The sequence below is a fragment of the Klebsiella sp. GW_Kp181 genome, from assembly GCF_040062315.1.
GTDB classification, from domain to species: domain Bacteria; phylum Pseudomonadota; class Gammaproteobacteria; order Enterobacterales; family Enterobacteriaceae; genus Klebsiella; species Klebsiella oxytoca.
On record NZ_JBEAFR010000051.1, the window covers coordinates 1 to 20,290 of the forward strand.

Consider the following 20,290-nt stretch of genomic DNA (forward strand, 5'->3'; position numbering starts at 1 on the left):
GGGACCGCGGGGATTGTAAAGGGGGAGACGGTTTTCTCCCCCTTTACCCGTTCACCTACCACGTTGAGACATTTTCTGCGGGATAATAGTGAACGGAACCCCTGCACACTTTCCCGGAGGCGGCGCTTATCGCGCCTGTCCGGGCTACCATTCCCGGAGGCAGCGCTTCGCGCCTCTCCGCCCTACCAAACCTCAATCCCGATCGATCGCGAACGGCTGCCAGGCTTGACGTACCGGCATTACCTCGACCCGGTTAATGTTCATATGGTCCGGCAGGGTGGCGATATAAAACATCTGTTCGGCAATATCCCGCGCGCTCAGCGGCGTGGTGCCTCGATACAGATTGTCCGACGCCGCCTGGTCGCCTTTGGTGCGCACCAGGGTAAATTCCGTTTCGGCAATACCCGGCGCGAGATCGGTCACCCGCACCCCGGTCCCGAGCAGATCGCAGCGCAGGTTATAGCTGAACTGCTTCACGAAAGCCTTACTGGCGCCGTAGACGTGGCTGCCGGGATAGGGCCACTGCCCGGCGATAGAGCCAATATTGATGATGCTCGCCCCCGCGCCGTGACGAATCAGCGTCGGTAGCAGGGCATGGGTCACGTTGACCAGCCCGGTGACATTGGTGTCGATCATCGTTTTCCAGTCGTCCAGATCCACTTTCTGCGCGGGCTGCGGCGACAGCGCCAGCCCGGCGTTGTTAATCAGCGTCGTGATATCGGCGAATTCAGCGGGCAGCGCCGCCACGGCCCCGGCGACCGCATCGCTATCGCGGACGTCGAGTTCGATAATGTGCACCGGCACCTGCGAGGCGAGCTTATCCTGTAGCGCCTTCAGCCGCTCAAAACGGCGTCCGCTCAGCACCAGCGACCAGCCCGCATCGGCGAAGACCTGCGCCGCTGCTTCCCCAAAACCCGAGGTCGCCCCGGTAATAAACACCACTTTGCTCGTTGCCATTTCATTCTCCTGTGCAGGTTGTCGCTCCCACTATAAAAACCCCGCGCGCGCGGGCACAGAGCCAGTCGGCGCGCGGCGATGTGACACGGTGTCACATCATTTTCGCCTGACTGGCTCTATCCGTTTCTGCCCTGAACGACCAATGATGAGGCCAACAACAACGACATGAGAGAGGGCAGGGTATGAAGCTGGCACTACAGAACGAGGTAGCGATAAGCAATGATGAAGTTCGGCAGCTGGATCGCGCTTATGTGTTTCATTCATGGTCGATGCAGGGCAATTTAAATCCGCTGGTGATCGCCGGGGCTAAAGGCTGCGAGCTGTGGGATTACGAAGGCAATACTTACCTGGATTTCAGCAGCCAGCTGGTCAACGTCAACATTGGCTATCAGCATCCGCGCGTGCTGGCGGCGATGAAAGCCCAACTGGAAGAGCTGGTGACCATCGCGCCCGCCACCGCCAACCTCGCCCGCGGCGAAGCGGCGAAGCGCATCGTCGAGCTGGCGCCGGAAGGCTTTAGCAAAGTGTTCTTCACCAACGCCGGCGCCGACGCCAACGAGAACGCCATCCGCATGGCGCGGCTCTATACCGGGCGCGACAAAGTGCTCTCCGCCTATCGCTCCTATCACGGCAACACCGGCAGCGCCATTGCCGCCACCGGCGACTGGCGCCGGGTGCCGAACGAGTATTCCCGCGGCCACGTACACTTTTTCAATCCCTACCTCTATCGCAGCGAATTTAACGCCGCGACGGAAGAGGAGGAGTGCCAGCGCGCGCTGGCCCATCTGCGGCGGATGATTGAATGCGAAGGCCCGAACGCGATAGCCGCGATTCTGCTGGAGTCGATTCCGGGCACCGCCGGGATTCTTGTCCCGCCCGAGGGCTATATGCAGGGGGTGCGGGCGCTGGCCGATGAGTTCGGTATTGTGCTGATCCTTGATGAAGTGATGGCCGGTTTTGGTCGTACCGGGAGTTGGTTTGCCTTCGAGCAGGATGGCGTGGTGCCGGATCTGGTGACTTTCGCCAAAGGGGTCAATGCGGGCTACGTCCCGGCCGGCGGCGTGCTGATTAGCGAGCCAATCGCCCGCTACTTTGATGACCATTTCTTTGCCGGGGGGCTGACCTATTCCGGCCATCCGCTGGCGATGGCGGCGATTGTCGCCACCATTGACGCGATGAAGGAAGAGAAGGTGGTGGAGAACGCGGCGACCATCGGCAACGAGGTGCTGCGTCCGGGGCTGGAGGCGCTGGCGGAGAAGCACGCGATTATCGGCAACGTGCGCGGCCGCGGTCTGTTCCAGGCGCTGGAGCTGGTCAGCAGCCGCGAACATAAAACGCCGCTGGGCGCTGCCGATATGGCGGCCATTAAAGGCGCGTTAACCGAAGCCGGCCTGCTGGCGTTTGTGGTGGAGAACCGCATTCATGTGGTGCCGCCGTGCACCATCAGCGCCGGGCAGGTGGCAAAAGGCCTGGCGATTTTTGATGCGGTATTCGCCCGCTTCGCGAACCTGGCTCAGTAAGGGGATGATTTCCCGGGTTGCGGCGTAAACGCCTTACCCGGGCGACCTTCTCGCAGATGGCGTCGAACCCGTAGCCCCGCAAGCGGGGGCGGGTTTTCAGTCTAACCGATGTTCGCCGTTCGCCAGCGCTTCGCGGTCAAAGAAGCGCTGAATCACGCCCTCCGCCATAAACGCTGCCCGGTCCGACATATGGGCAATCACATCGGCATCGTGGCTGACCAGCAGATAGGTCATTCCGTGCTCCTGCTTTAGCCGATTGAGCAGATTCAGTATTTCCGCCTGCACCGACATATCCAGCGCCGACGTTGGCTCATCCAGCAGCAGAATCTTTGGCCGCAGCAGCAGCGCGCGAGCAATCGCCACCCGCTGGCGCTGGCCGCCGGAAAGCTGGTGCGGATAGCGGCGCGCGGCGTCGGCAGGCAGCCCCACCTCTTCCAGGGCGGTGGACACCCGCTGCTCGATCTCGCCGATAGCGTGAATTTTCAGCGGCTCCGCCAGCGTACGCCATAGCGTATGATTGGGATGCAGCGAGGCGTACGGGTCCTGAAACACCATCTGTACGTTGCGCCGCAGTTCGCCCTGAAAACGCGCGCCCGGCGTAATGGCCTTATCGAACAGTTCAACGCGGCCGCGCCAGTCCCGCTGCAGCCCGGCTAATACCCGGAGAATCGTCGATTTTCCGCAGCCGGATGCGCCGATCAGGCTGAACGTTTCCCCTGCATCAACGGCAAAGCTGGCGGCGGACACCGCGGTTTTTTCAGCAAAATTCACCTGTAGATTGTTGAGATTAACGATTGCCATGCGCTGCCTCCGTCAAGTTCAGGGTTCGGTCGAGGGTCGGCAGCATCTGACCGTAAGTTTGCGCGGCCGGGCGACAGGTCCAGAGCGTACGGGTGTAGGGATGCGTCGCCGTCGGCAGATCTCGCGCCGCCATCTCATCGACCTTTTTCCCTTGATACAGGACCAGCACCCGCTGGCAGTGCTCGGCCACCAGCGGCAGGTCGTGGCTAATCAATAGCATCGCCATCCGCCGCTGTTCGCACTGCTCTACCAGCAGTTCAAGGATCTGATTGCGCAGTCGGGCATCGAGGGCTGAAGTGGGCTCATCGGCGATCAGCACCTGCGGATTATTGAGCAGCGCAAGGGCAATCATCACCCGCTGGCCCATCCCGCCGGAGAGTTCGCCAGGATAGCGGTTGAGCACCGGTAAATCCAGACCGACGGCGGCAACGGCGGCTTTGACCGCCTCCAGCCGTGCGCGGCGGCTAAGGCGCTGATGCAGAGTTAATGCCTCTTCCAGCTGCGCCTGAATGCTTTTTACCGGATTGAGCGCGTAGCGCGGATCCTGCAGCACCATCGCAATATCGTTGCCGCGTAGCGCGCGCCAGCCGCGCTCGCGAAGGGTTAATGCGTCGCGCCCCAGCACGTTGAGCGCATCGGCGCTGACGACGCCGGGCCGGCGGACCAGCCCCATCAGGGCGCGTGCGGTCATGGATTTACCGGAGCCGGATTCGCCGACCAGCGCCAGCCGCTCGTTGCCGAGCGTGAAGCTTAAATGGTCCACCACTCTGGCGGTGGGATAGTCGATGGTCAATCCCTGAACGATCAGACGAGTATCAGTCATGTTGCGGCTCCAGAACGTCGCGCAGGCCATCGCCCAGCAGGTTAAACGCCAGGCTGGCGATCAGGATGACGGCGCCAGGGGCGGCGGCGATCCACCACTGGTCAAAAATGACCTGCATGCCGTCGGCGATCATCGCGCCCCATTCCGCCATTGGCGGGCGGGCGCCGAGGCCAAGGAAGCCGAGACCGGCAGCGGCGAGAATAATCCCGGCTAGATCCAGCGCCAGCCGGACGATCGCCGAGGGCAGACAGAGCGGCAGAATATGGCCAATCAGCAGACGCCAGCCGCGAATGCCCATCATCTCCGCCGCCGCCAGATAGTCGCTGTGGCGCAGGCGCTGAATTTCGCTGCGCGCCTGACGGGCGTAAGCGGGCCAGGTCGTTAGCGCCAGCGCCAGGGCGCCGTTCACCAGGCCCGGGCCGAGCATCGCGACAAACGCGAAGGCCAGAATTAGCCGCGGCATCGACATTACCACGTCGGTAAAACGCATCAGCACGCGCTCCAGCCAGCCGCCGTAATAGCCGGACAGGATCCCCACCAGCAGACCGGCGGGGAGCGTAATCGCTGTCACCAGCGCAACCAGCCCCAGCGCCGGACGGGTGCCGAAAATCAGCCTTGAGAGAAGATCGCGACCGTAGCTGTCGGTGCCGAGCCAGTGCCGCGCGCCCGGACCCTGCAGCCGCGCGGCGGCGTCCTGCCAGTTCGGGTCGAGCGGAGCCAGCCAGGGCGCAAAGAGCGCAGTCAGCAGGAGTAACGTAATGATGATCAGACCGCAAAAGGCGGCGGGAGAACGGCGCAGGCGGCGTAAAAAAAGGTAGCCAGGCATCAGCGTATCCTCGGATCGGTCAGCCGCACCAGCAGGTCGGTGAGGTTATTAATCAGCACAAAGCTCGCGCCGATCAGCAGCGTACCGCCCATAATCGCCGTGGTATCGCCGGCAAAGAGCGCGGTGGTCAGATAGCGGCCAATTCCCGGCCAGGAGAAGACGGTTTCGGTCAACACCGCCCCTTCCAGCATGGAGGTCCAGGCGAGGGCGGTCACCGTCAGCAGGGTGCCGCGGATATTGGGCAGGACGTGACGCAGCAGAATCGTCATCTCACCGGCCCCTTTGGCGCGCGCCAGCAGGATGTACTCTTTGTTCATTTCGCTCAGGCAGGCGGAACGGGTCAGGCGGGTGATGCTCGCCAGAGAGTAATAGGCCAGCAGCAGCACCGGCAGCAGCAGGTGCCCGGCGGCGTTTTTAACCGCCTCTTTATCACCCGAGAGCCAGGTATCAATGAGCGCAAAGCCGGTGCGCGGTTCGACGGTGTACTGATAAATATCGTCCAGCCGCCCCGGCCCCGGCGTCCACTGCAGTTTGGCGTAAAACAGCGCCAGCATCAGCAGGCCGAGCCAGAAGATCGGCACCGAGTTGCCGAGCAGCGTAAAGGTGCGCATCGCCAGATCCCACGGCGAGCCGACGTAGCGGGCGCAGAGAACGCCTGCGATAACGCCCGACAGCGCGCCGATAATCAGCGCCAGCGTGGCCAGTTCGAGGGTGGCCGGGAACGCGGCAAGCAGGTCGTGCAGCACCGGCTGGCCGGTTGAGCTGGCGATTCCAAGATCGCCGTGGGCGAGATTCAGCAGATAGTGCCAGAACTGCAGCGGCAACGGCTGGTCGAGGCCGAGCTGGTGGCGTACCTGGTCATAGGTGGACTGACTGGCGTGGTCGCCGACGATTTGCAGCACCCGATCAACCGGCGACAGCGCAGAGAGCGCAAAGGTCACCAGCAGCAGGCCGAGCAGCGTCAGGGCCAGCGTCAGCAGTCCCTGAAACAGCGCGAGCAGGGGGCGTTTTGCGCGCCGCTCTGCTCGGGGAGGTAAAACAGCAGACATGGTTATTCCGTTGGTAAAAAGTACAGTGTTATCAGCTGGTGCGATCTGTTGTTGTAGCCCGGTCAGCGCAGCGCCAACGGGAAAACATAAGGTATCGGGGCCTGCGTTCCCGGAGGCGGCGCGTTGCGCCTGTCCGGGCTACCTGATCGTACCTGCCCCAGGCGTTATTTGGTTACCCGGTCATACCACACCATATCGGCATTGAGACCCTGCTGATAACCCTTCACGTTATCGCGAACCACAATCTGGGTTTTACCCTGATCGATAAACACGTAAGGCGAATTGCGCTGCAGTTCCTCCTGCATGTTTTTATACAGATCCTGGCGCTTCGCTGCGTCCGGCTCGGCGACTGCCGCCAGGGTCGCTTTATTCAGCTCCGGGATCTGCCAGCCGTTTAGCCCGGCGACGGTACTGGATTTACCGTCGTTGTAGGCAAAGGCGCTGGCGTTAGAGTGGGCGTCGAAATAGTCAGGGATCCACAGCCGAATCGCCGCCTGATGCTGTTTGGCGCGCACGCGAGCATAGACCTGGCTACCCGCGGCCGGCAGCAAATCCACCTTCACGCCGCCCTGGGCGAAGCTCGCCTGCATCGACTGAGCAATAGTGATAAACGGCGGCTTGTTTTCGACGTCGAGGGTGAAATGCGCCTCATTAATGCCCGCTTTAGCGAGGATGTCTTTGGCTCTTTGCGGGTTGAATGTAAACGGGTTATTCTCCAGCGCGCCCGGCAGGCCGACCGGCAGGAAGCTCTGATGGACGAAATATTGCCCTTTCAGCAAATCTTTCGTGATGCCGTTGTAATCCACCAGCCAGCGCGCCGCTTCCCAGAAGGCCGGGTTTTTCAGCAGCGGGTTAGCGCTGTTGCCGGTATTAAAGACCAGATAGTTCTGCTCAGCGGAGGGGATGCTGAGAACCTTGACGCCCGCTTTACCCTGCAGAGCCGCAATCTGGTCGGCGCCGAGATCGCGCGCCACGTCAGCATCACCCTGCTGGATGAGAAGACGACGTGAGGCCGGGTCCGGAACGTTTTTAATGATGATGCTTTTCAGCTTCGGCGCGCCGCCGGGTGCGCTGCTGTTGGCCTCCAGCACGATGGCCTGATGCGGCTGATAGACCCGCATTTTATACGCGCCGCTGCCCGCCGAGTGCATTTTCAGCCAGCCGTTGCCGAAGTCGTTATCTTTGGCGTTCGGGGCGACCTGTTTCTCATCGACGATAGAGGCGATCGGCGTGGAGAGAATATTCAGCGCCACCGCCGGGCTGACGTCGGCAGTCCAGCGTAGCGTGAGGGTATGGTCGTCTACCTTCTTCAACTGGCTGGCGATGTTATCCGGCTGCCAGCCGAGGACGTTAAGAATAAATGCCGGCGATTTGTTCAGGGTGACCGCGCGGGTGTATGAGTAAATGACATCTTCCGGGCGTAGCGGGTTACCGGAGGCGAATTTGGCGTCGGGCTTTAGCTTGATGGTCAGGGTTTTCGCCGCCGGATCGGCCTGCCAGCTTTCGGCCAGGATCGGGGTGATTTTTTCAGGGTTATCGCGGTCCGGCTGCACCAGACGCTGATAGAGGCTCGGTACCGTCTGGATGCTGGAGAGCTCGTTGGCTTCCGCCGGGTCGAGGCTGACGATATCGTCGAGGCCCTGGGCGACCACCAGGGTCCCCGGCGGCGTGGCGGCGTGAACGGCGGCGGATAACGCGGCGAGCGCCAGCAGCGGCAGCAGTTTTTTAGTCATATGCGATCCCTGAAAAAAGTTATTGTGATTATTGATGTTTCGCTACGTTAGGCCGCTTAATTACGGGCGTAAAGTCAAAGATCGGCTAAGTTTATGCTTAAAAAGCATAAGCAAGACCAATGGGTTATGACGATCGATCGTACCGGGCATCTTCCGCCCGTTCGGCTTTCTTGCTATAACAATTTGATAACAATACGGGAGAGATAAGCGTGCCGGAAATTAATGAATTTGGTCAGCAGGTCAACGATCGCGTGCCCGGGTGGCGGGGGGCGGGGCTTCTGCGCCGCACGGCGTTAAATGGCCGCTATTGCCGACTGGAGCCGCTGGATACCGACCGGCACGCGGCGGATCTGTTTGCTGCCTATGCTCTCGGCGACGACAGTGACTGGACGTGGCTGGCGAGCACGCGCCCGCAGAGCGTTGAGTCAACGGCGAACTGGATCACCGGCAAGGTTATGGATGACGGACTGGTGCCCTACGCGGTTGTCGATCTGCGCTGCGAGCGAGCCGTCGGGCTGGTCAGCTATATGGCGATTGAGCGGGCGATGGGCACGGTGGAGATTGGCCACGTCACCTGGTCGCGGGCGATGAAAAATACGCCGCTCGGCACCGAGGCGGTCTGGCTGCTGCTGCAAAATGGTTTTGCCCATGGCTATCGTCGACTGGAGTGGAAGTGTGACTCAATGAATATTGCTTCCCGCCGCGCCGCTGACCGACTGGGATTCACCTGGGAAGGACGCCTTCGCCAGAGAATGGTGCGTAAAGGACGAACCCGTGATAGCGATATGCTGTCGATTATCGACAGCGAATGGCCCGCGCGCGATGCGGCGCTGCGGGCCTGGCTGGCGCCGGAGAATTTTGATGCTAATGGATGGCAGATAAAGCGGCTGGAAGATTTTCGCTAGTTTTCCCTCTCCCGGATGGAGAGGGAGAGGGAGCCGTTCGGCGCAAACGTTGCCTCCCGGCACAGGGCCTGAGGGGGCTACTGATGCGGTTTTCGCCCTCGCCCCGTTGGGGAGAGGGCGGGGTGACGGGAACCGCCTCTTACCGGCGAACCGGCGCGCCGTTCGCCACGTAATACGCCGCCGTGCTCTTCGGCAGCGGCTGACGGCCACGAATGGCATCAGCCATTTTTTCGCCAATCATAATTGTGGTCGCGTTAAGGTTGCCGGTAATAATCTGCGGCATGATCGAGGCGTCGACCACGCGCAGGCCTTCCAGTCCGTGAACCCGACCTTCGCCATCGACCACCGCCATCTCGTCATAGCCCATTTTACAGGTGCCGCACGGATGGAAGGCGGTTTCCGCATGATTGCGCACGAACTCATCCAGCTCGGTATCGCTCTGGCACTCCGCACCCGGGCTGATCTCCCGGCCGCGATAGTTATCCAGCGCCGGCTGATGCATGATTTCGCGGGTAATCCGAATCGCATCGCGAAACTCCTGCCAGTCCTGTTCGCTGGACATATAGTTAAACAGAATCGCCGGATGTTCGTGCGGATCGCGCGATTTCAGCCGCACGTGGCCGCGACTCGGGGAGCGCATAGAGCCGACGTGGCACTGGAAGCCGTGCTCTTTCACCGCGTTTGAGCCGTTGTAGTTAATCGCGACCGGCAGGAAGTGATACTGAATATTCGGCCACGTAAAGGCTTCACGGCTGCGAATAAATCCGCCCGCTTCAAACTGGTTGCTGGCGCCGATGCCGGTTCCGCCGAACAGCCATTCGGCGCCGATTTTCGGCTGGTTCCACCACTGCAGCGCCGGGTAAAGCGACACCGGCTCTTTGCATTCGTACTGCAGATACATCTCCAGATGATCCTGCAAGTTTTCCCCGACGCCCGGCAGGGCGTGTACCAGCGGAATATCGAACTGGCGCAACAGTTCCGGGCTGCCGACACCGGATCGCTGCAGAATTTGCGGCGAAGCGATAGCCCCCGCGCAGAGCAGCACTTCTTTATTGGCGGTCGCTTTCGACGGCGCGGTGCTGTCGCCCTCCAGCCACTCGACGCCGACGGCGCGCTTGCCGGCAAAAATAATATGATCGGTCAGCGCATGGGTGCGAATAGTCAGATTGGGACGCGCGCGCGCCTGGTCGAGATAGCCGCGCGCGGTACTGGCGCGGCGTCCCTGCGGCGTTACGGTACGATCCATCGGGCCAAACCCCTCCTGCTGGTAGCCGTTAAGATCGTCGGTGCGCGGATAGCCCGCCTGTACGCCGGCTTCAATCATCGCGTGGAACAGCGGATTATTGCCCTGCTTTGGCGTGGTGACGCTGACCGGGCCGTCGCCGCCGTGGTAATCGTTGGCGCCGATATCGCGGGATTCTGCTTTGCGGTAATAGGGCAGGCAGTCCAGGTAGCTCCAGTGCTCAAGCCCCGGCGCCGAGGCCCAGTTATCAAGATCCATAGCGTTGCCGCGGATATAGCACATGCCGTTGATTAACGAGGATCCGCCGAGTCCCTTACCGCGTCCGCACTCCATGCGGCGATGGTTCATATGCGGTTCAGGCTCGGTCTCGTAGGCCCAGTTATAGCGACGCCCCTGTAGAGGAAACGCCAGCGCGGCGGGCATCTGGGTGCGGAAGTCGAAACGGTAATCCGGGCCGCCCGCTTCCAGCAGCAGGACGGTGGTGTCAGGATCTTCCGTCAGTCGTGTAGCCAGTACGTTGCCGGCGGAACCGGCACCAATAATAATGTAGTCAAACTGCAAAAATGACCTCCTGGTTAAAATATGGATTGAAACTGACCCATCTCAACCTGGATGGATTTTATCTGGGTGTAGCTGTGCAGCGTCTGTACGCCGTTTTCGCGGCCAATCCCGGAGTGCTTGTAGCCGCCGACCGGCATCTCCGCAGGGGATTCGCCCCAGGTGTTGATCCAGCAGATCCCGGCCTCCAGCCGATGAATCAGACGATGGGCGCGGTTTAAATCCGGCGTGACGACGCCAGCGGCGAGGCCGTATTCGGTGGCATTGGCGCGGCGAACCGCTTCTTCCTCATCGTCGTAGCTCAGAATCGACATCACCGGGCCGAAGATCTCTTCGCGGACGATGGTCATCTGGTCATCGCAGTCGGTAAATACCGTCGGGGCGACCCATGCCCCGTGGTCGAAGCCTTCCCCTTTCAGCACTTCGCCGCCGCAGAGCAGGCGCGCGCCTTCTTGTTTACCCGTCTCGATGTAGCGCAGCACGTTCTCGCGGTGCGGGAAGCTCACCAGCGGCCCGAAGTTGGTGCTTTCAGCAAACAGATCGCCGGGGTGGATACGCGCCACGCGGGCGAGGACTTTCTCTTCAAATACCGCTTTCAGGCGCGCCGGAACGAATACCCGGGTGCCGTTGGTGCAGACCTGGCCTGAACTGTAGAAGTTAGCCATCATCGCGATGTCGGCGGCGAGGTCGAGGTTGGCGTCTTCGCAGACGATCAGCGGTGATTTGCCGCCCAGCTCCATGGTCACTTCCTTCAGTGAGGAGGCGGCGGAGTTGGCCATCACTTTTTTGCCGCTGGCGACGCCGCCGGTGAAGGAGATTTTGGCGATGTCCGGGTGCTCGGTGAGATACTGGCCGGTTTCGGCGCCGGTGCCCGGCAGCACGTTAAATACGCCCGCCGGTAGTCCCGCTTCGTGGTAAATTTCCGCCAGCTTCAGGGCGGTGAGCGGGGTGACTTCACTCGGCTTAAAGATCATCGCGTTCCCGGCCGCCAGCGCCGGGGCTGATTTCCATAAGGCGATCTGGATCGGGTAGTTCCAGGCACCGATCCCGGCGACGACGCCCAGCGGTTCCCGGCGGGTATAGACGAATGAACTTTCGCGTAGCGGGATCTGGCTCCCTTCCAGCGCCGGGATCAGGCCCGCGTAGTACTCCAGGACATCAGCGCCGGTGACGATATCGACGGCGGCGGTTTCGCTCAGCGGTTTGCCGGTATCGAGAGTTTCCAGACGCGCCAGTTCGTCGTTGCGCTCGCGCAGAATGTCGACCGCTTTACGCAAAATGCGCGAACGTTCCATGGCGCTCATCGCCGCCCAGATTTTTTGCCCTTTTTGGGCGCTCTTTACCGCCCGGTCGACGTCTTCGCGGCCGGCGGCCTGGACGGTCGCCAGCACTTCCCCGTTGGCGGGGTTAATCGTCTCGAAGGTTTTACCGCTGGTGGCGGAAACATAACCACCGTCGATGTAAAGCTGCTGTTCGGCCATTCGGGACATGGGTCCTCCATTATTGAGAAGTCGGTGGCAGATATTTGCTGATGAAGTGCTCGGCGAGCGTTTCGGCGCGGGCTTTATCGAGCGGTTTACCGCTCAGCGCCGCGCGTAGCCACAGCCCGTCGATCAGCGCGGCGAGACCGTACCCGGCCTCCTGCGCCTCTTCGCGCGGCAGGGCGCGCTGAAACTCATAGACGATATTCGACAGCAGTCGTCGGCTGCTGACCTGCTGCAGGCGATAGAGCATCGGCTGATGCATGCTGCTGGCCCAAAAGGCGAGCCAGGCCTTCATTGCCGCGCTGCTTATCTGACTCTCGTCGAAGTTGCCGGCCACGATGGCGCGCAGGCGTTCCCGCGGGCCGGCATCGGGCAGGGCGTGCAGGCGGCTCAACACCGCCTGGCGCAGCTGGCCGGTGATATCGCGCATCGTCGCCTCCAGCAGGCCGTTCTTATCTTTGAAATAGTGGCTGATGATGCCGGTCGATACGCCAGCACGTCGGGCGATCTGCGCGACGGTGGCATCGTGCATTCCCACTTCATTGATGGCGGCCAGGGTCGCGTCAATCAGCTGCCGCTGCCGTATCGGTTGCATCCCCAGTTTGGGCATTTCTCAGACTCCATTCATCAGCTTTGTTTATCTATTAAAGCGGTTTTTGATTGGACGTTCAATATAAAATGTGTCTTAATTGTTGCCGATTTTGGTTTTAATAGTTGCAAAAAAAAGTAAGGAGAATGGATGACAGACCTTTCGCCGAGCAGAGAAAAGGACAAAATCAATCCGGTGGTTTTTTATACCTCCGCCGGACTGATTTTGTTGTTTTCCCTGATGACTCTCTTCTTCAGCGATTTTTCCGCGGCCTGGATTGGCCGTACCCTGAACTGGGTTTCAAAGATCTTCGGCTGGTACTATTTGCTGGCGGCAACGCTGTATATCGTGTTTGTGGTGTGCATCGCCTGCTCGCGTTTCGGTTCGGTGAAGCTCGGGCCGGAGCACTCGAAGCCGGAGTTTAGCGTCATGAGCTGGGCGGCAATGCTGTTCGCCGCCGGTATCGGTATCGACCTGATGTTTTTCTCCGTCGCCGAACCGGTGACCCAGTATATGCAGCCGCCGGAAGGGGCGGGGCAGACCATGGAGGCGGCGCGCCAGGCGATGGTATGGACGTTGTTTCACTACGGGCTGACCGGCTGGTCGATGTATGCCCTGATGGGGATGGCGCTGGGATACTTTAGCTATCGTTATAATTTACCCCTGACCATCCGCTCCGCGCTCTATCCGATCTTCGGCAAAAAGATTAATGGCCCAATCGGCCACAGCGTGGATATCGCCGCCGTTATCGGCACCATTTTTGGTATCGCCACCACCCTCGGGATTGGCGTGGTACAGCTAAACTACGGCCTCAGCGTGCTGTTTGATATTCCGGATTCGCTGGGCGCGAAAGCGGCGCTGATCGTGCTATCGGTCATTATCGCCACCATCTCCGTGACCTCCGGGGTGGATAAAGGCATTCGTATCCTTTCCGAGCTTAACGTGGTGCTGGCCCTCGGGCTGATCCTGTTTATCCTGTTTATGGGCGACACCGAGTTTCTGCTCAACGCGCTGGTGCTCAATGTTGGCGACTATGTGAATCGTTTTATGGGCATGACCCTCAACAGCTTCGCCTTCGATCGTCCGGTCGAGTGGATGAACAACTGGACCCTGTTCTTCTGGGCGTGGTGGGTGGCGTGGTCGCCGTTTGTCGGCCTGTTCCTGGCGCGTATTTCACGCGGGCGCACCATTCGTCAATTTGTGGTGGGAACGCTGATTATCCCGTTCACCTTTACGCTGCTGTGGCTGTCGGTGTTCGGCAATAGCGCGCTGTATGAAATCATCCACGGCAATGAGGCCTTCGCCGCCGAGGCGGTCGCCCACCCGGAGCGCGGCTTCTATAACCTGCTGGCGCAGTATCCGGCGTTTACCTTTAGCGCTTCGGTGGCGACGATTACCGGCCTGCTGTTTTACGTGACCTCCGCGGATTCCGGGGCGCTGGTGCTGGGTAACTTCACCTCGAAGCTGAAGGATATCAACAGCGATGCGCCAAACTGGCTGCGGATCTTCTGGTCGGTGGTTATCGGCCTGCTGACCCTGGGGATGCTGATGACTAACGGCATTTCCGCCCTGCAGAACGCGACGGTGATTATGGGGCTGCCGTTTAGCTTCGTGATCTTCTTCGTGATGGCGGGGTTATATAAGTCGCTGAAGGTTGAGGATTATCGCCGCGAGAGCGCCAACCGCGACACCGCCCCGCGACCGCTGGGCGTGCAGGATCGCCTGAGCTGGAAGAAGCGCCTGTCACGGCTGATGAACTATCCCGGCACGCGCTATACCCGCCAGATGATGGAGACGGTGTGCTTCCCGGCGATGGAAGAGGTGGCGCAGGAGCTGAAGCTGCGCGGCGCCTATGTCGAGCTAAAAAGCCTGCCGCCGGAAGAGGGGGACAACCTGGGCCATCTTGACCTGCTGGTGCATATGGGCGAGGAGCAGAACTTTGTTTATCAGATCTGGCCGCAGCAGTACTCCATTCCCGGCTTTACCTACCGGGCGCGTAGCGGGAAGTCGACCTACTATCGTCTGGAGACCTTCCTGCTGGAAGGGAGTCAGGGCAACGACCTGATGGACTACAGCAAAGAGCAGGTCATTACCGATATTCTTGACCAGTACGAGCGTCATTTGAACTTTATCCACCTGCATCGCGAAGCGCCGGGCAACAGCGTGACCTTCCCCGGAATGTAGGCCATCTAAACGTTTTCTGAAAAAGGGATTTAGCTGGTTAAATATACAGTGAAAAGCGCAGGGAAGCGTATGATGGCGGCGGGTGCCTGAGGCTTTCTGCGTTCAGGCTTAGGTGAGGATTCAGAAAGACGAAGCCCCAGGAGATGTTCCCATCAACCTGAGGCTCACGATCCAACCCTAGCACGTTGGATAGTAGCCTCTTCTTCGCATGGAGGCAACGAGATGCTGACAAAATACGCCCTGGTGGCAATCATCGTGCTGTGTCTGACAGCGCTGGGATTGACGTTAATGGTGCACGACTCGCTGTGCGAGCTGAGCATCAAAGAACGTAGTATGGAGTTCAAGGCCGTTCTCGCTTACGAAACGAAGAAGTAGCCGGTATGCGGGGAGCTATCCCCGCTTATCCGCAGGCTGGGTAAGGAACCTTAAGGCACCTTTTTTCTGCTGATCCGGGAGCAGGATGGACGGCGAGAGAACAGAGACCGGTTAAAAGCAAAAGCGCCGCCACCCTGCATAATGCTTATCTGGCAGGCGTCAGAGTATTGACGTCGACCACGTCCATACCTGCATTTTTTGCGGCTTCAATACCAAATCGTGAGTCTTCAAAAACCAGGCAGCGTTCAGGCTGAACCTTAAGCTCGCTGGCACATAATAAAAAAGTGTCGGCGGCGGGTTTATGATTTTTAACCCGGTCAGCGGAGACGATAGCGGCGAAATGCTGAGTTAATTGAAAGCGTGCAAGCAGTATATCCACGGTGCTACGTTCGCTTCCGGTTCCCAGCGCCAGGGGAATTTTGCCCTGCCACTGCTGTAAAATCTTCATGGCCGGTAAAAGCTGAATATCGACCGTCTGCAGCAAGTTCTCGATCGCCTGTTTTTTACGCTCGGCCAGGGAGAACGGATCGGCTCGTAATCCTTTTAAGGCTACAAGCTGGCTGGCCACCTGCCAGGGCGCTGAACCATTGAACGGAATCAGCTCCTCTTCAGAAATGGCAATATTGTCGGCAGCGAATACGCTTAGCCACGCTTTGCGGTGCAAAGGTTCGGTGTCAAAAAGCGTGCCATCCATATCAAAAATCAGGGCCTGATAGTGGCGATACATAATGATTGCCTGTGTACTGTGATCATCGTCAGGGAGGGAAATGCGGAGAAGGCTCCCCGCATTGTTATACCGTCTTACCAGCAGACAAAGCCGCCATCGACAACCAGATCAACCCCGGTACAGAATGAGGCCGCGTCGCTGGCAAGGAACAGCGCCGGACCGGCCATCTCTTCAACCTTCGCCATGCGCTGGATCGGCGTCTGGCTTTCGAACTCGCGGGTCTGATGAACCATCTCAGGGCGGGTGTTCATCGGCGTGGCGGTGTAGCCTGGGCTGATGGAGTTAACGCGGATCCCTTTGCCGATCCACTCCATCGCGAGGCTTTTCGACAGGTGGATCACGCCCGCTTTCGAGCAGTTGTAGTGAGCCTGATCGAGGCCACGGTTAACAATAATGCCGGACATGGAAGCGATATTAATAATCGAGCCGCCGCCGGATTCCTGCATCAGTTCAGCTTCCGCCTTACAGGAGTTCCACACGCCGGTAAGGTTAATATCGATAACCCGCTGCCACTGCTCGGTTTCCATTTCCAGCGCCGGATTGGCATTAGCAATCCCGGCGGCGTTTACGGCGACATCAAGGCGGCCAAAGCGGCTTTTCGCCAGCGCGACGCCGGCGCGTAGGTCGCTAAGCTGACGAACATCGCCGGTGTAAAAACAGGCTCCGCCGCCGATCGCCTCAATATTTTTGACGGTTTCAGCAAGACCGCCGTCTTCACGTAGATCGAAGCAAACGACCCGGGCCCCCGCGCTGGCGAGTCCGTAAGCAATCATCTGGCCGATGCCGCTGCCCGCGCCGGTGACAAAGGCTACGCGGTCCTGCAGATTAAATAGCTGTTGGGCAAAATCTTTTGCGATCATAGTTATTTCTCTCTAAAAAATATTCTTTAGCATGCCCGGTGTTGGCGTTCCCGGAGGCGGCGAGTTGCGCCTGTCCGGGCTACGGGGCCTGTGCCGTCGGGTAGCCCGGACAGGTGCGCAGCACCGCCTCCGGGAGATGATTTGTGTAGCCTGACCTGAAAAATGCCAGGCTGGAGGCATTACGACATAATCAAGCCGCCATCGATATTGATGGTCTGCCCGGTGAGGTAGCGCGCGTCGTCGGAGGCGAGAAACGCCACCAGCCCGGCAACGTCTTCCGGTTTGCCGGCGCGCTTCATTGGAATGCCTTCGACCCACTCCGCCATTAGCTCGCCCTTACCGTAGCGTTTCTGCTCGGTGCTGAGGATCTCGCCCCAGACGCGGTCGTTGTAATCCCACATTTCGCTTTCAATAATGCCCGGACAGAAGGCGTTAACGGTGATATTCCACGGCGCCAGCTCGTGCGCCAGGCTTTGGGTGATGCCGATGACGCCCATTTTGCTGGCGGCATAGTGCGGGGTGTAGATAAAACCCTGTCGACCCTGGCCGGAAGAAGTATTGATCAGGCTGCCGTGGTTCTGCTTAACCATGTATTTGGCGGCTTCGCGGCAGCACAGCCAGACGCCGGTGGTGTTAACGGCGAGCACTTTTTCAAAGTCGGCTTTCGGCATGCGATCGTAATAGTCGATGGTGATCACGCCTGCGTTCTGGATAGAGACATCGATGGTGCCAAAACGCGCTGCAGCCTGCTCGTACAGCGACTGCACCTGCGCTTCGTCGGTCACATCAACCTGTAACGACAGGATATCGGCCTGATAGCGCTGGCGTAAGGTTTCCGCCGTTTCATGGACGCGCTCGGTGTTAGAGACCATCACCAGATTCGCACCATCGCGCGCGAAGCGCTCGGCGATACCTGCACCAATTCCGCGGCAGGCGCCGGTGATCACAACCGTTTTGTTCTGGAAATTTCTTTGCATGTTTTTCATCCCTTATTGAAGCCGGACGGCAGTGCGTCCGGCGGGGTAATAAATAGGTGATTAACTGGTGGCTCCTGCCGCAGCCAGCTTCTCCTCATGGCGGCGCATCAGGATGACTTTGTTCTGCAGTTTCTGCTGGAACTGGTCGACGACGACGGCGGTGACGATAACGACGCCTTTAATGACCATTTGCCAGAAATCGCTGACCCCCATCATCACCATGCCGTCGGCGAGGAAGACGATGACGAATGCGCCGATGATTGACCCGGTAACCCGGCCGCGACCGCCTGCCAGCGCGGTTCCGCCGAGCACGGTGGCGCCGATGGCGTCCATTTCGAACATATTGCCGGTCATCGGGTGCGCGGTTTGCAGCTGTGACGCGACGATGAGGCCAACGAATGCGGAGCACAGGCCGGAGAAGGCGTAAACGAAGATTTTTGCTTTGACGATAGGCACGCCGGCCAGGCGAGCGGCGGATTCATTACCGCCGATTGCGTAGATATAGCGGCCCAGCGGGGTTTTGGTGGTCAGCCAGTAGCCCAGCAGAAGGAAGCCGATCATCAACCAGATAGGCAGATAGATGCCCATCAGCGTCCCGGAGCCGAGAGTGGAGAAGCCGGTATTGCCCAGCGCTTCCATGCCGTTGAGGTTCGGATAGGTACTGCCGTCGTTGAACAGCAGCGCCGAGCCTCTGGCGACATACATCATGCCCAGGGTGCAGATAAAGGGCGCCACGCCGAAGCGGGTGATTACCGCGCCGTTAACAAAGCCAACCAGCACGCCGAAGAGCGCCACGCAGAGGATCACCTCCGGCACGTTGAAAAAGATAACGCTGCCGTTCCATAAGGGCAGACCGTTGGTTAAGAGCGCCCCGGCAACCATACCGCAGATCCCGGCGACGGCGCCGACGGAAAGGTCGATACCGCCGGTCAGGATAACCAGCGTCATGCCGATGGCCAGCAGGCCGGTGATGGCCACGTGCTGGGTCATAATCAGCAGGTTAGATGTGGTCAGGAAATTCGGTACCATCACGCTGAAGAATGCGATAACCAGCAGCAGAGCGATAAACGTTCTTGCCTTCAGCAGGTACATATAAATCATATATTTCTGGTTCATGATGGGTTCCAGCCTGATTAATCTTGAGGTGTTGAAGCCGCGATCAATTTTTCGCGGGTAACCGCATGGCGCGGTAAATCGGCGGTAATCCGGCCATCGGCCATCACCAGAATGCGATCCGCCAGCGCCATGACTTCATCCAGCTCCGATGAAGAGAACATCACCGCCAGACCCTGTTGGGCCATTTTGCCGATCAGGTGATACACGTCGGTTTTCGCGCCGACGTCGATACCGCGAGTGGGCTCATCGAGAAACACCACTTCGGGCCTGGTCATCAACGCCTTGCCGAGCACCACTTTTTGTTGATTGCCGCCGCTGAGCGAGGTGATGGGCAGATCGGGGTCGCTGACCTTGATCGCCAGTTCGCGGATCATCTCTTTGACGCAGGTGATTTCTTTCTGCGGATTCAGCCATTTCCACGCCCGACGAAAGCCCTGAAGGCTGAAATCAGAGAGGGTCATATTCGATTGAATCGACATCATCTGCACCACGCCTTCTCCCTGGCGGTCTTCGGGAACCAGCGCCAGCCCTTTTTTCAGCCGCGCCTGGAACGGGGACTTTTCGATATTTTCGCCGTTGAGATGGACGTTACCGCTTTGGCAAGGCATTAATCCGACCAGGCCTTTAAACAGCTCCGTGCGTCCGGCGCCGAGCAGGCCATAGATGCCGATCACCTCTCCCTTACTTAAGGTGAAGGTCACGTCGTTGAGCTTATAGCCGCCGCTCGGGTGCAGCGCCGTTAAACCTTCAACGGCAAGGACCGCTTCGCCTTTCGGCGCGGGCCGGTAGTCGAAATGTTTTTTCTTATCGCCGACCATCTGTTCGATAATCCACGGGATACTGGCGTCGCTGACCTCGCGTTCACTGATAAAGCGTCCGTCGCGGAAAATGGTGATGTGGTCGCCAATTTCCATCAGTTCTTCGAGGCGGTGGGAAATATAGATAATGGTGACGCCGCGACGTTTAAGCTGTTCAATAACGTTAAACAGGATTTTGACTTCCGACTGGCTGAGCGCGGAGGTGGGCTCATCCATAATTAATACCCGGGTGTCTTTTGAAAGCGCGCGCGCAATTTCGACCAGCTGCTGATGGCCAATACCGAGCTCGCCGAGCTGGGTATAAGGGTCGACGTTGAGCTCCAGCCTCTCGAGTAATTTTTTGGCTAACTCGTATTGATATTTTTCGTTGATCTTTCCTTTTTGAAAGAACTCGTTAGCCATGAAAATATTATCCATGACGTTCATATTCGGAAATAAATTTAATTCCTGGAAAATGATGCTGATTCCCTGCTTTTCGGCCTGGTGAGTCGAGCTCAGGGTAACCGGAACGCCATCAAGAATAATTTGACCGGAGGAGGGTGTTTCAACGCCAGCAAGCATTTTCATCATGGTGGATTTACCCGCACCATTTTCACCGATCAGAACGTTTACTTTATTTCGATAGACCCGGTAATTGACGTTATCTAAGGCAACGACGCCGGGATAAACGCGCGATAATTCACGGGTTTCGATAATAACTTCAGATTCGACTGGTTGGGAATTGACGAGTTCTTGCCGTTGCATT

The 20,290-nt window shown here is 59.1% G+C and carries 18 protein-coding genes; 4 read left to right on the plus strand and 14 right to left on the minus strand.

Annotation, left to right across the window (positions count from 1 at the left end; all coding sequences use genetic code 11):
• Positions 1 to 192: 192 nt before the first annotated feature.
• Entirely contained in the window at positions 193 to 957 is a 765-nt protein-coding gene (locus ABLV11_RS10635) for an SDR family NAD(P)-dependent oxidoreductase (RefSeq protein WP_004100028.1), read from the minus strand.
• A 182-nt stretch (positions 958 to 1,139) separates the two neighbouring features.
• On the opposite strand from ABLV11_RS10635, the gene ABLV11_RS10640 reads away from it, so the two are divergent.
• Complete coding sequence (locus tag ABLV11_RS10640; protein ID WP_108704092.1) at positions 1,140 to 2,477, plus strand: aspartate aminotransferase family protein; 1,338 nt, start codon at positions 1,140 to 1,142, stop codon at positions 2,475 to 2,477.
• A 96-nt stretch (positions 2,478 to 2,573) separates the two neighbouring features.
• On the opposite strand, the gene ABLV11_RS10645 is transcribed toward ABLV11_RS10640, so the two are convergent.
• The 5 genes from ABLV11_RS10645 to ABLV11_RS10665 all read right to left on the minus strand — a co-directional run bounded on the left by ABLV11_RS10645 (position 2,574) and on the right by ABLV11_RS10665 (position 7,709).
• Positions 2,574 to 3,278, minus strand: coding sequence for an ABC transporter ATP-binding protein (locus tag ABLV11_RS10645; RefSeq protein WP_004100030.1), 705 nt, complete (start codon positions 3,276 to 3,278; stop codon positions 2,574 to 2,576).
• Entirely contained in the window at positions 3,265 to 4,101 is an 837-nt protein-coding gene (locus ABLV11_RS10650; protein WP_004100031.1) for an ABC transporter ATP-binding protein, read from the minus strand. Before ABLV11_RS10650 ends, ABLV11_RS10645 begins: the two co-directional genes overlap by 14 nt.
• Positions 4,094 to 4,927 carry an ABC transporter permease gene (locus ABLV11_RS10655; protein ID WP_004100032.1) on the minus strand — a complete coding sequence of 278 codons (834 nt, stop codon included), beginning with the start codon at positions 4,925 to 4,927 and terminating at the stop codon, positions 4,094 to 4,096. The genes ABLV11_RS10650 and ABLV11_RS10655 overlap by 8 nt, the downstream gene beginning before the upstream one ends.
• Complete coding sequence (locus tag ABLV11_RS10660; protein WP_004100034.1) at positions 4,927 to 5,976, minus strand: ABC transporter permease; 1,050 nt, start codon at positions 5,974 to 5,976, stop codon at positions 4,927 to 4,929. The genes ABLV11_RS10655 and ABLV11_RS10660 overlap by 1 nt, the downstream gene beginning before the upstream one ends.
• Positions 5,977 to 6,140: 164 nt before the next feature.
• Complete coding sequence (locus tag ABLV11_RS10665) at positions 6,141 to 7,709, minus strand: ABC transporter substrate-binding protein (protein WP_348855304.1); 1,569 nt, start codon at positions 7,707 to 7,709, stop codon at positions 6,141 to 6,143.
• Positions 7,710 to 7,918: 209 nt separating this feature from the next.
• On the opposite strand from ABLV11_RS10665, the gene ABLV11_RS10670 reads away from it, so the two are divergent.
• On the plus strand, positions 7,919 to 8,614 hold the full coding sequence (locus ABLV11_RS10670; protein WP_016808358.1) for a GNAT family protein: 696 nt from the start codon (positions 7,919 to 7,921) through the stop codon (positions 8,612 to 8,614).
• A gap of 139 nt (positions 8,615 to 8,753) precedes the next feature.
• On the opposite strand, the gene betA is transcribed toward ABLV11_RS10670, so the two are convergent.
• From betA to betI, 3 genes are read right to left on the minus strand one after another with little or no spacing between them, the layout of a single operon-like run.
• Positions 8,754 to 10,418 (minus strand): choline dehydrogenase, encoded by a 1,665-nt coding sequence (gene betA, locus ABLV11_RS10675; protein WP_004100038.1) that lies wholly within the window; start codon positions 10,416 to 10,418, stop codon positions 8,754 to 8,756.
• A gap of 14 nt (positions 10,419 to 10,432) precedes the next feature.
• Positions 10,433 to 11,905: a betaine-aldehyde dehydrogenase gene (betB, locus tag ABLV11_RS10680; RefSeq protein ID WP_064372242.1), complete on the minus strand. Its 1,473-nt coding sequence runs from the start codon at positions 11,903 to 11,905 to the stop codon at positions 10,433 to 10,435.
• A 10-nt stretch (positions 11,906 to 11,915) separates the two neighbouring features.
• Positions 11,916 to 12,509: a transcriptional regulator BetI gene (betI, locus tag ABLV11_RS10685; protein ID WP_004100040.1), complete on the minus strand. Its 594-nt coding sequence runs from the start codon at positions 12,507 to 12,509 to the stop codon at positions 11,916 to 11,918.
• A gap of 129 nt (positions 12,510 to 12,638) precedes the next feature.
• Between betI and ABLV11_RS10690 the strand changes: the two genes are divergently transcribed.
• Together ABLV11_RS10690 and ABLV11_RS10695 are read left to right on the plus strand one after the other, a co-directional pair.
• Positions 12,639 to 14,672 carry a choline transporter gene (locus tag ABLV11_RS10690; protein WP_348855305.1) on the plus strand — a complete coding sequence of 678 codons (2,034 nt, stop codon included), beginning with the start codon at positions 12,639 to 12,641 and terminating at the stop codon, positions 14,670 to 14,672.
• A 222-nt stretch (positions 14,673 to 14,894) separates the two neighbouring features.
• Positions 14,895 to 15,047 carry a Hok/Gef family protein gene (locus tag ABLV11_RS10695; protein WP_004100044.1) on the plus strand — a complete coding sequence of 51 codons (153 nt, stop codon included), beginning with the start codon at positions 14,895 to 14,897 and terminating at the stop codon, positions 15,045 to 15,047.
• A gap of 145 nt (positions 15,048 to 15,192) precedes the next feature.
• On the opposite strand, the gene yqaB is transcribed toward ABLV11_RS10695, so the two are convergent.
• The 5 genes from yqaB to ABLV11_RS10720 form a co-directional block, all read right to left on the minus strand.
• The gene (yqaB, locus tag ABLV11_RS10700) at positions 15,193 to 15,774 is read right to left on the minus strand and encodes a fructose-1-phosphate/6-phosphogluconate phosphatase (RefSeq protein WP_017146391.1); all 582 of its coding nucleotides are present in this window, start codon (positions 15,772 to 15,774) and stop codon (positions 15,193 to 15,195) included.
• Positions 15,775 to 15,848: 74 nt separating this feature from the next.
• A complete protein-coding gene (locus ABLV11_RS10705) occupies positions 15,849 to 16,634 on the minus strand; it encodes an SDR family oxidoreductase (RefSeq protein ID WP_004111223.1) in 786 nt (261 codons plus the stop codon).
• Between the two features lie 179 nt (positions 16,635 to 16,813).
• Entirely contained in the window at positions 16,814 to 17,611 is a 798-nt protein-coding gene (locus ABLV11_RS10710; RefSeq protein WP_224258123.1) for an SDR family oxidoreductase, read from the minus strand.
• 60 nt (positions 17,612 to 17,671) lie between these two features.
• Positions 17,672 to 18,727, minus strand: a complete 1,056-nt coding sequence (locus ABLV11_RS10715; RefSeq protein WP_004100048.1) for an ABC transporter permease — start codon at positions 18,725 to 18,727, stop codon at positions 17,672 to 17,674.
• A gap of 17 nt (positions 18,728 to 18,744) precedes the next feature.
• A complete protein-coding gene (locus tag ABLV11_RS10720; protein WP_004100049.1) occupies positions 18,745 to 20,289 on the minus strand; it encodes a sugar ABC transporter ATP-binding protein in 1,545 nt (514 codons plus the stop codon).
• Position 20,290: the final 1 nt, after the last annotated feature.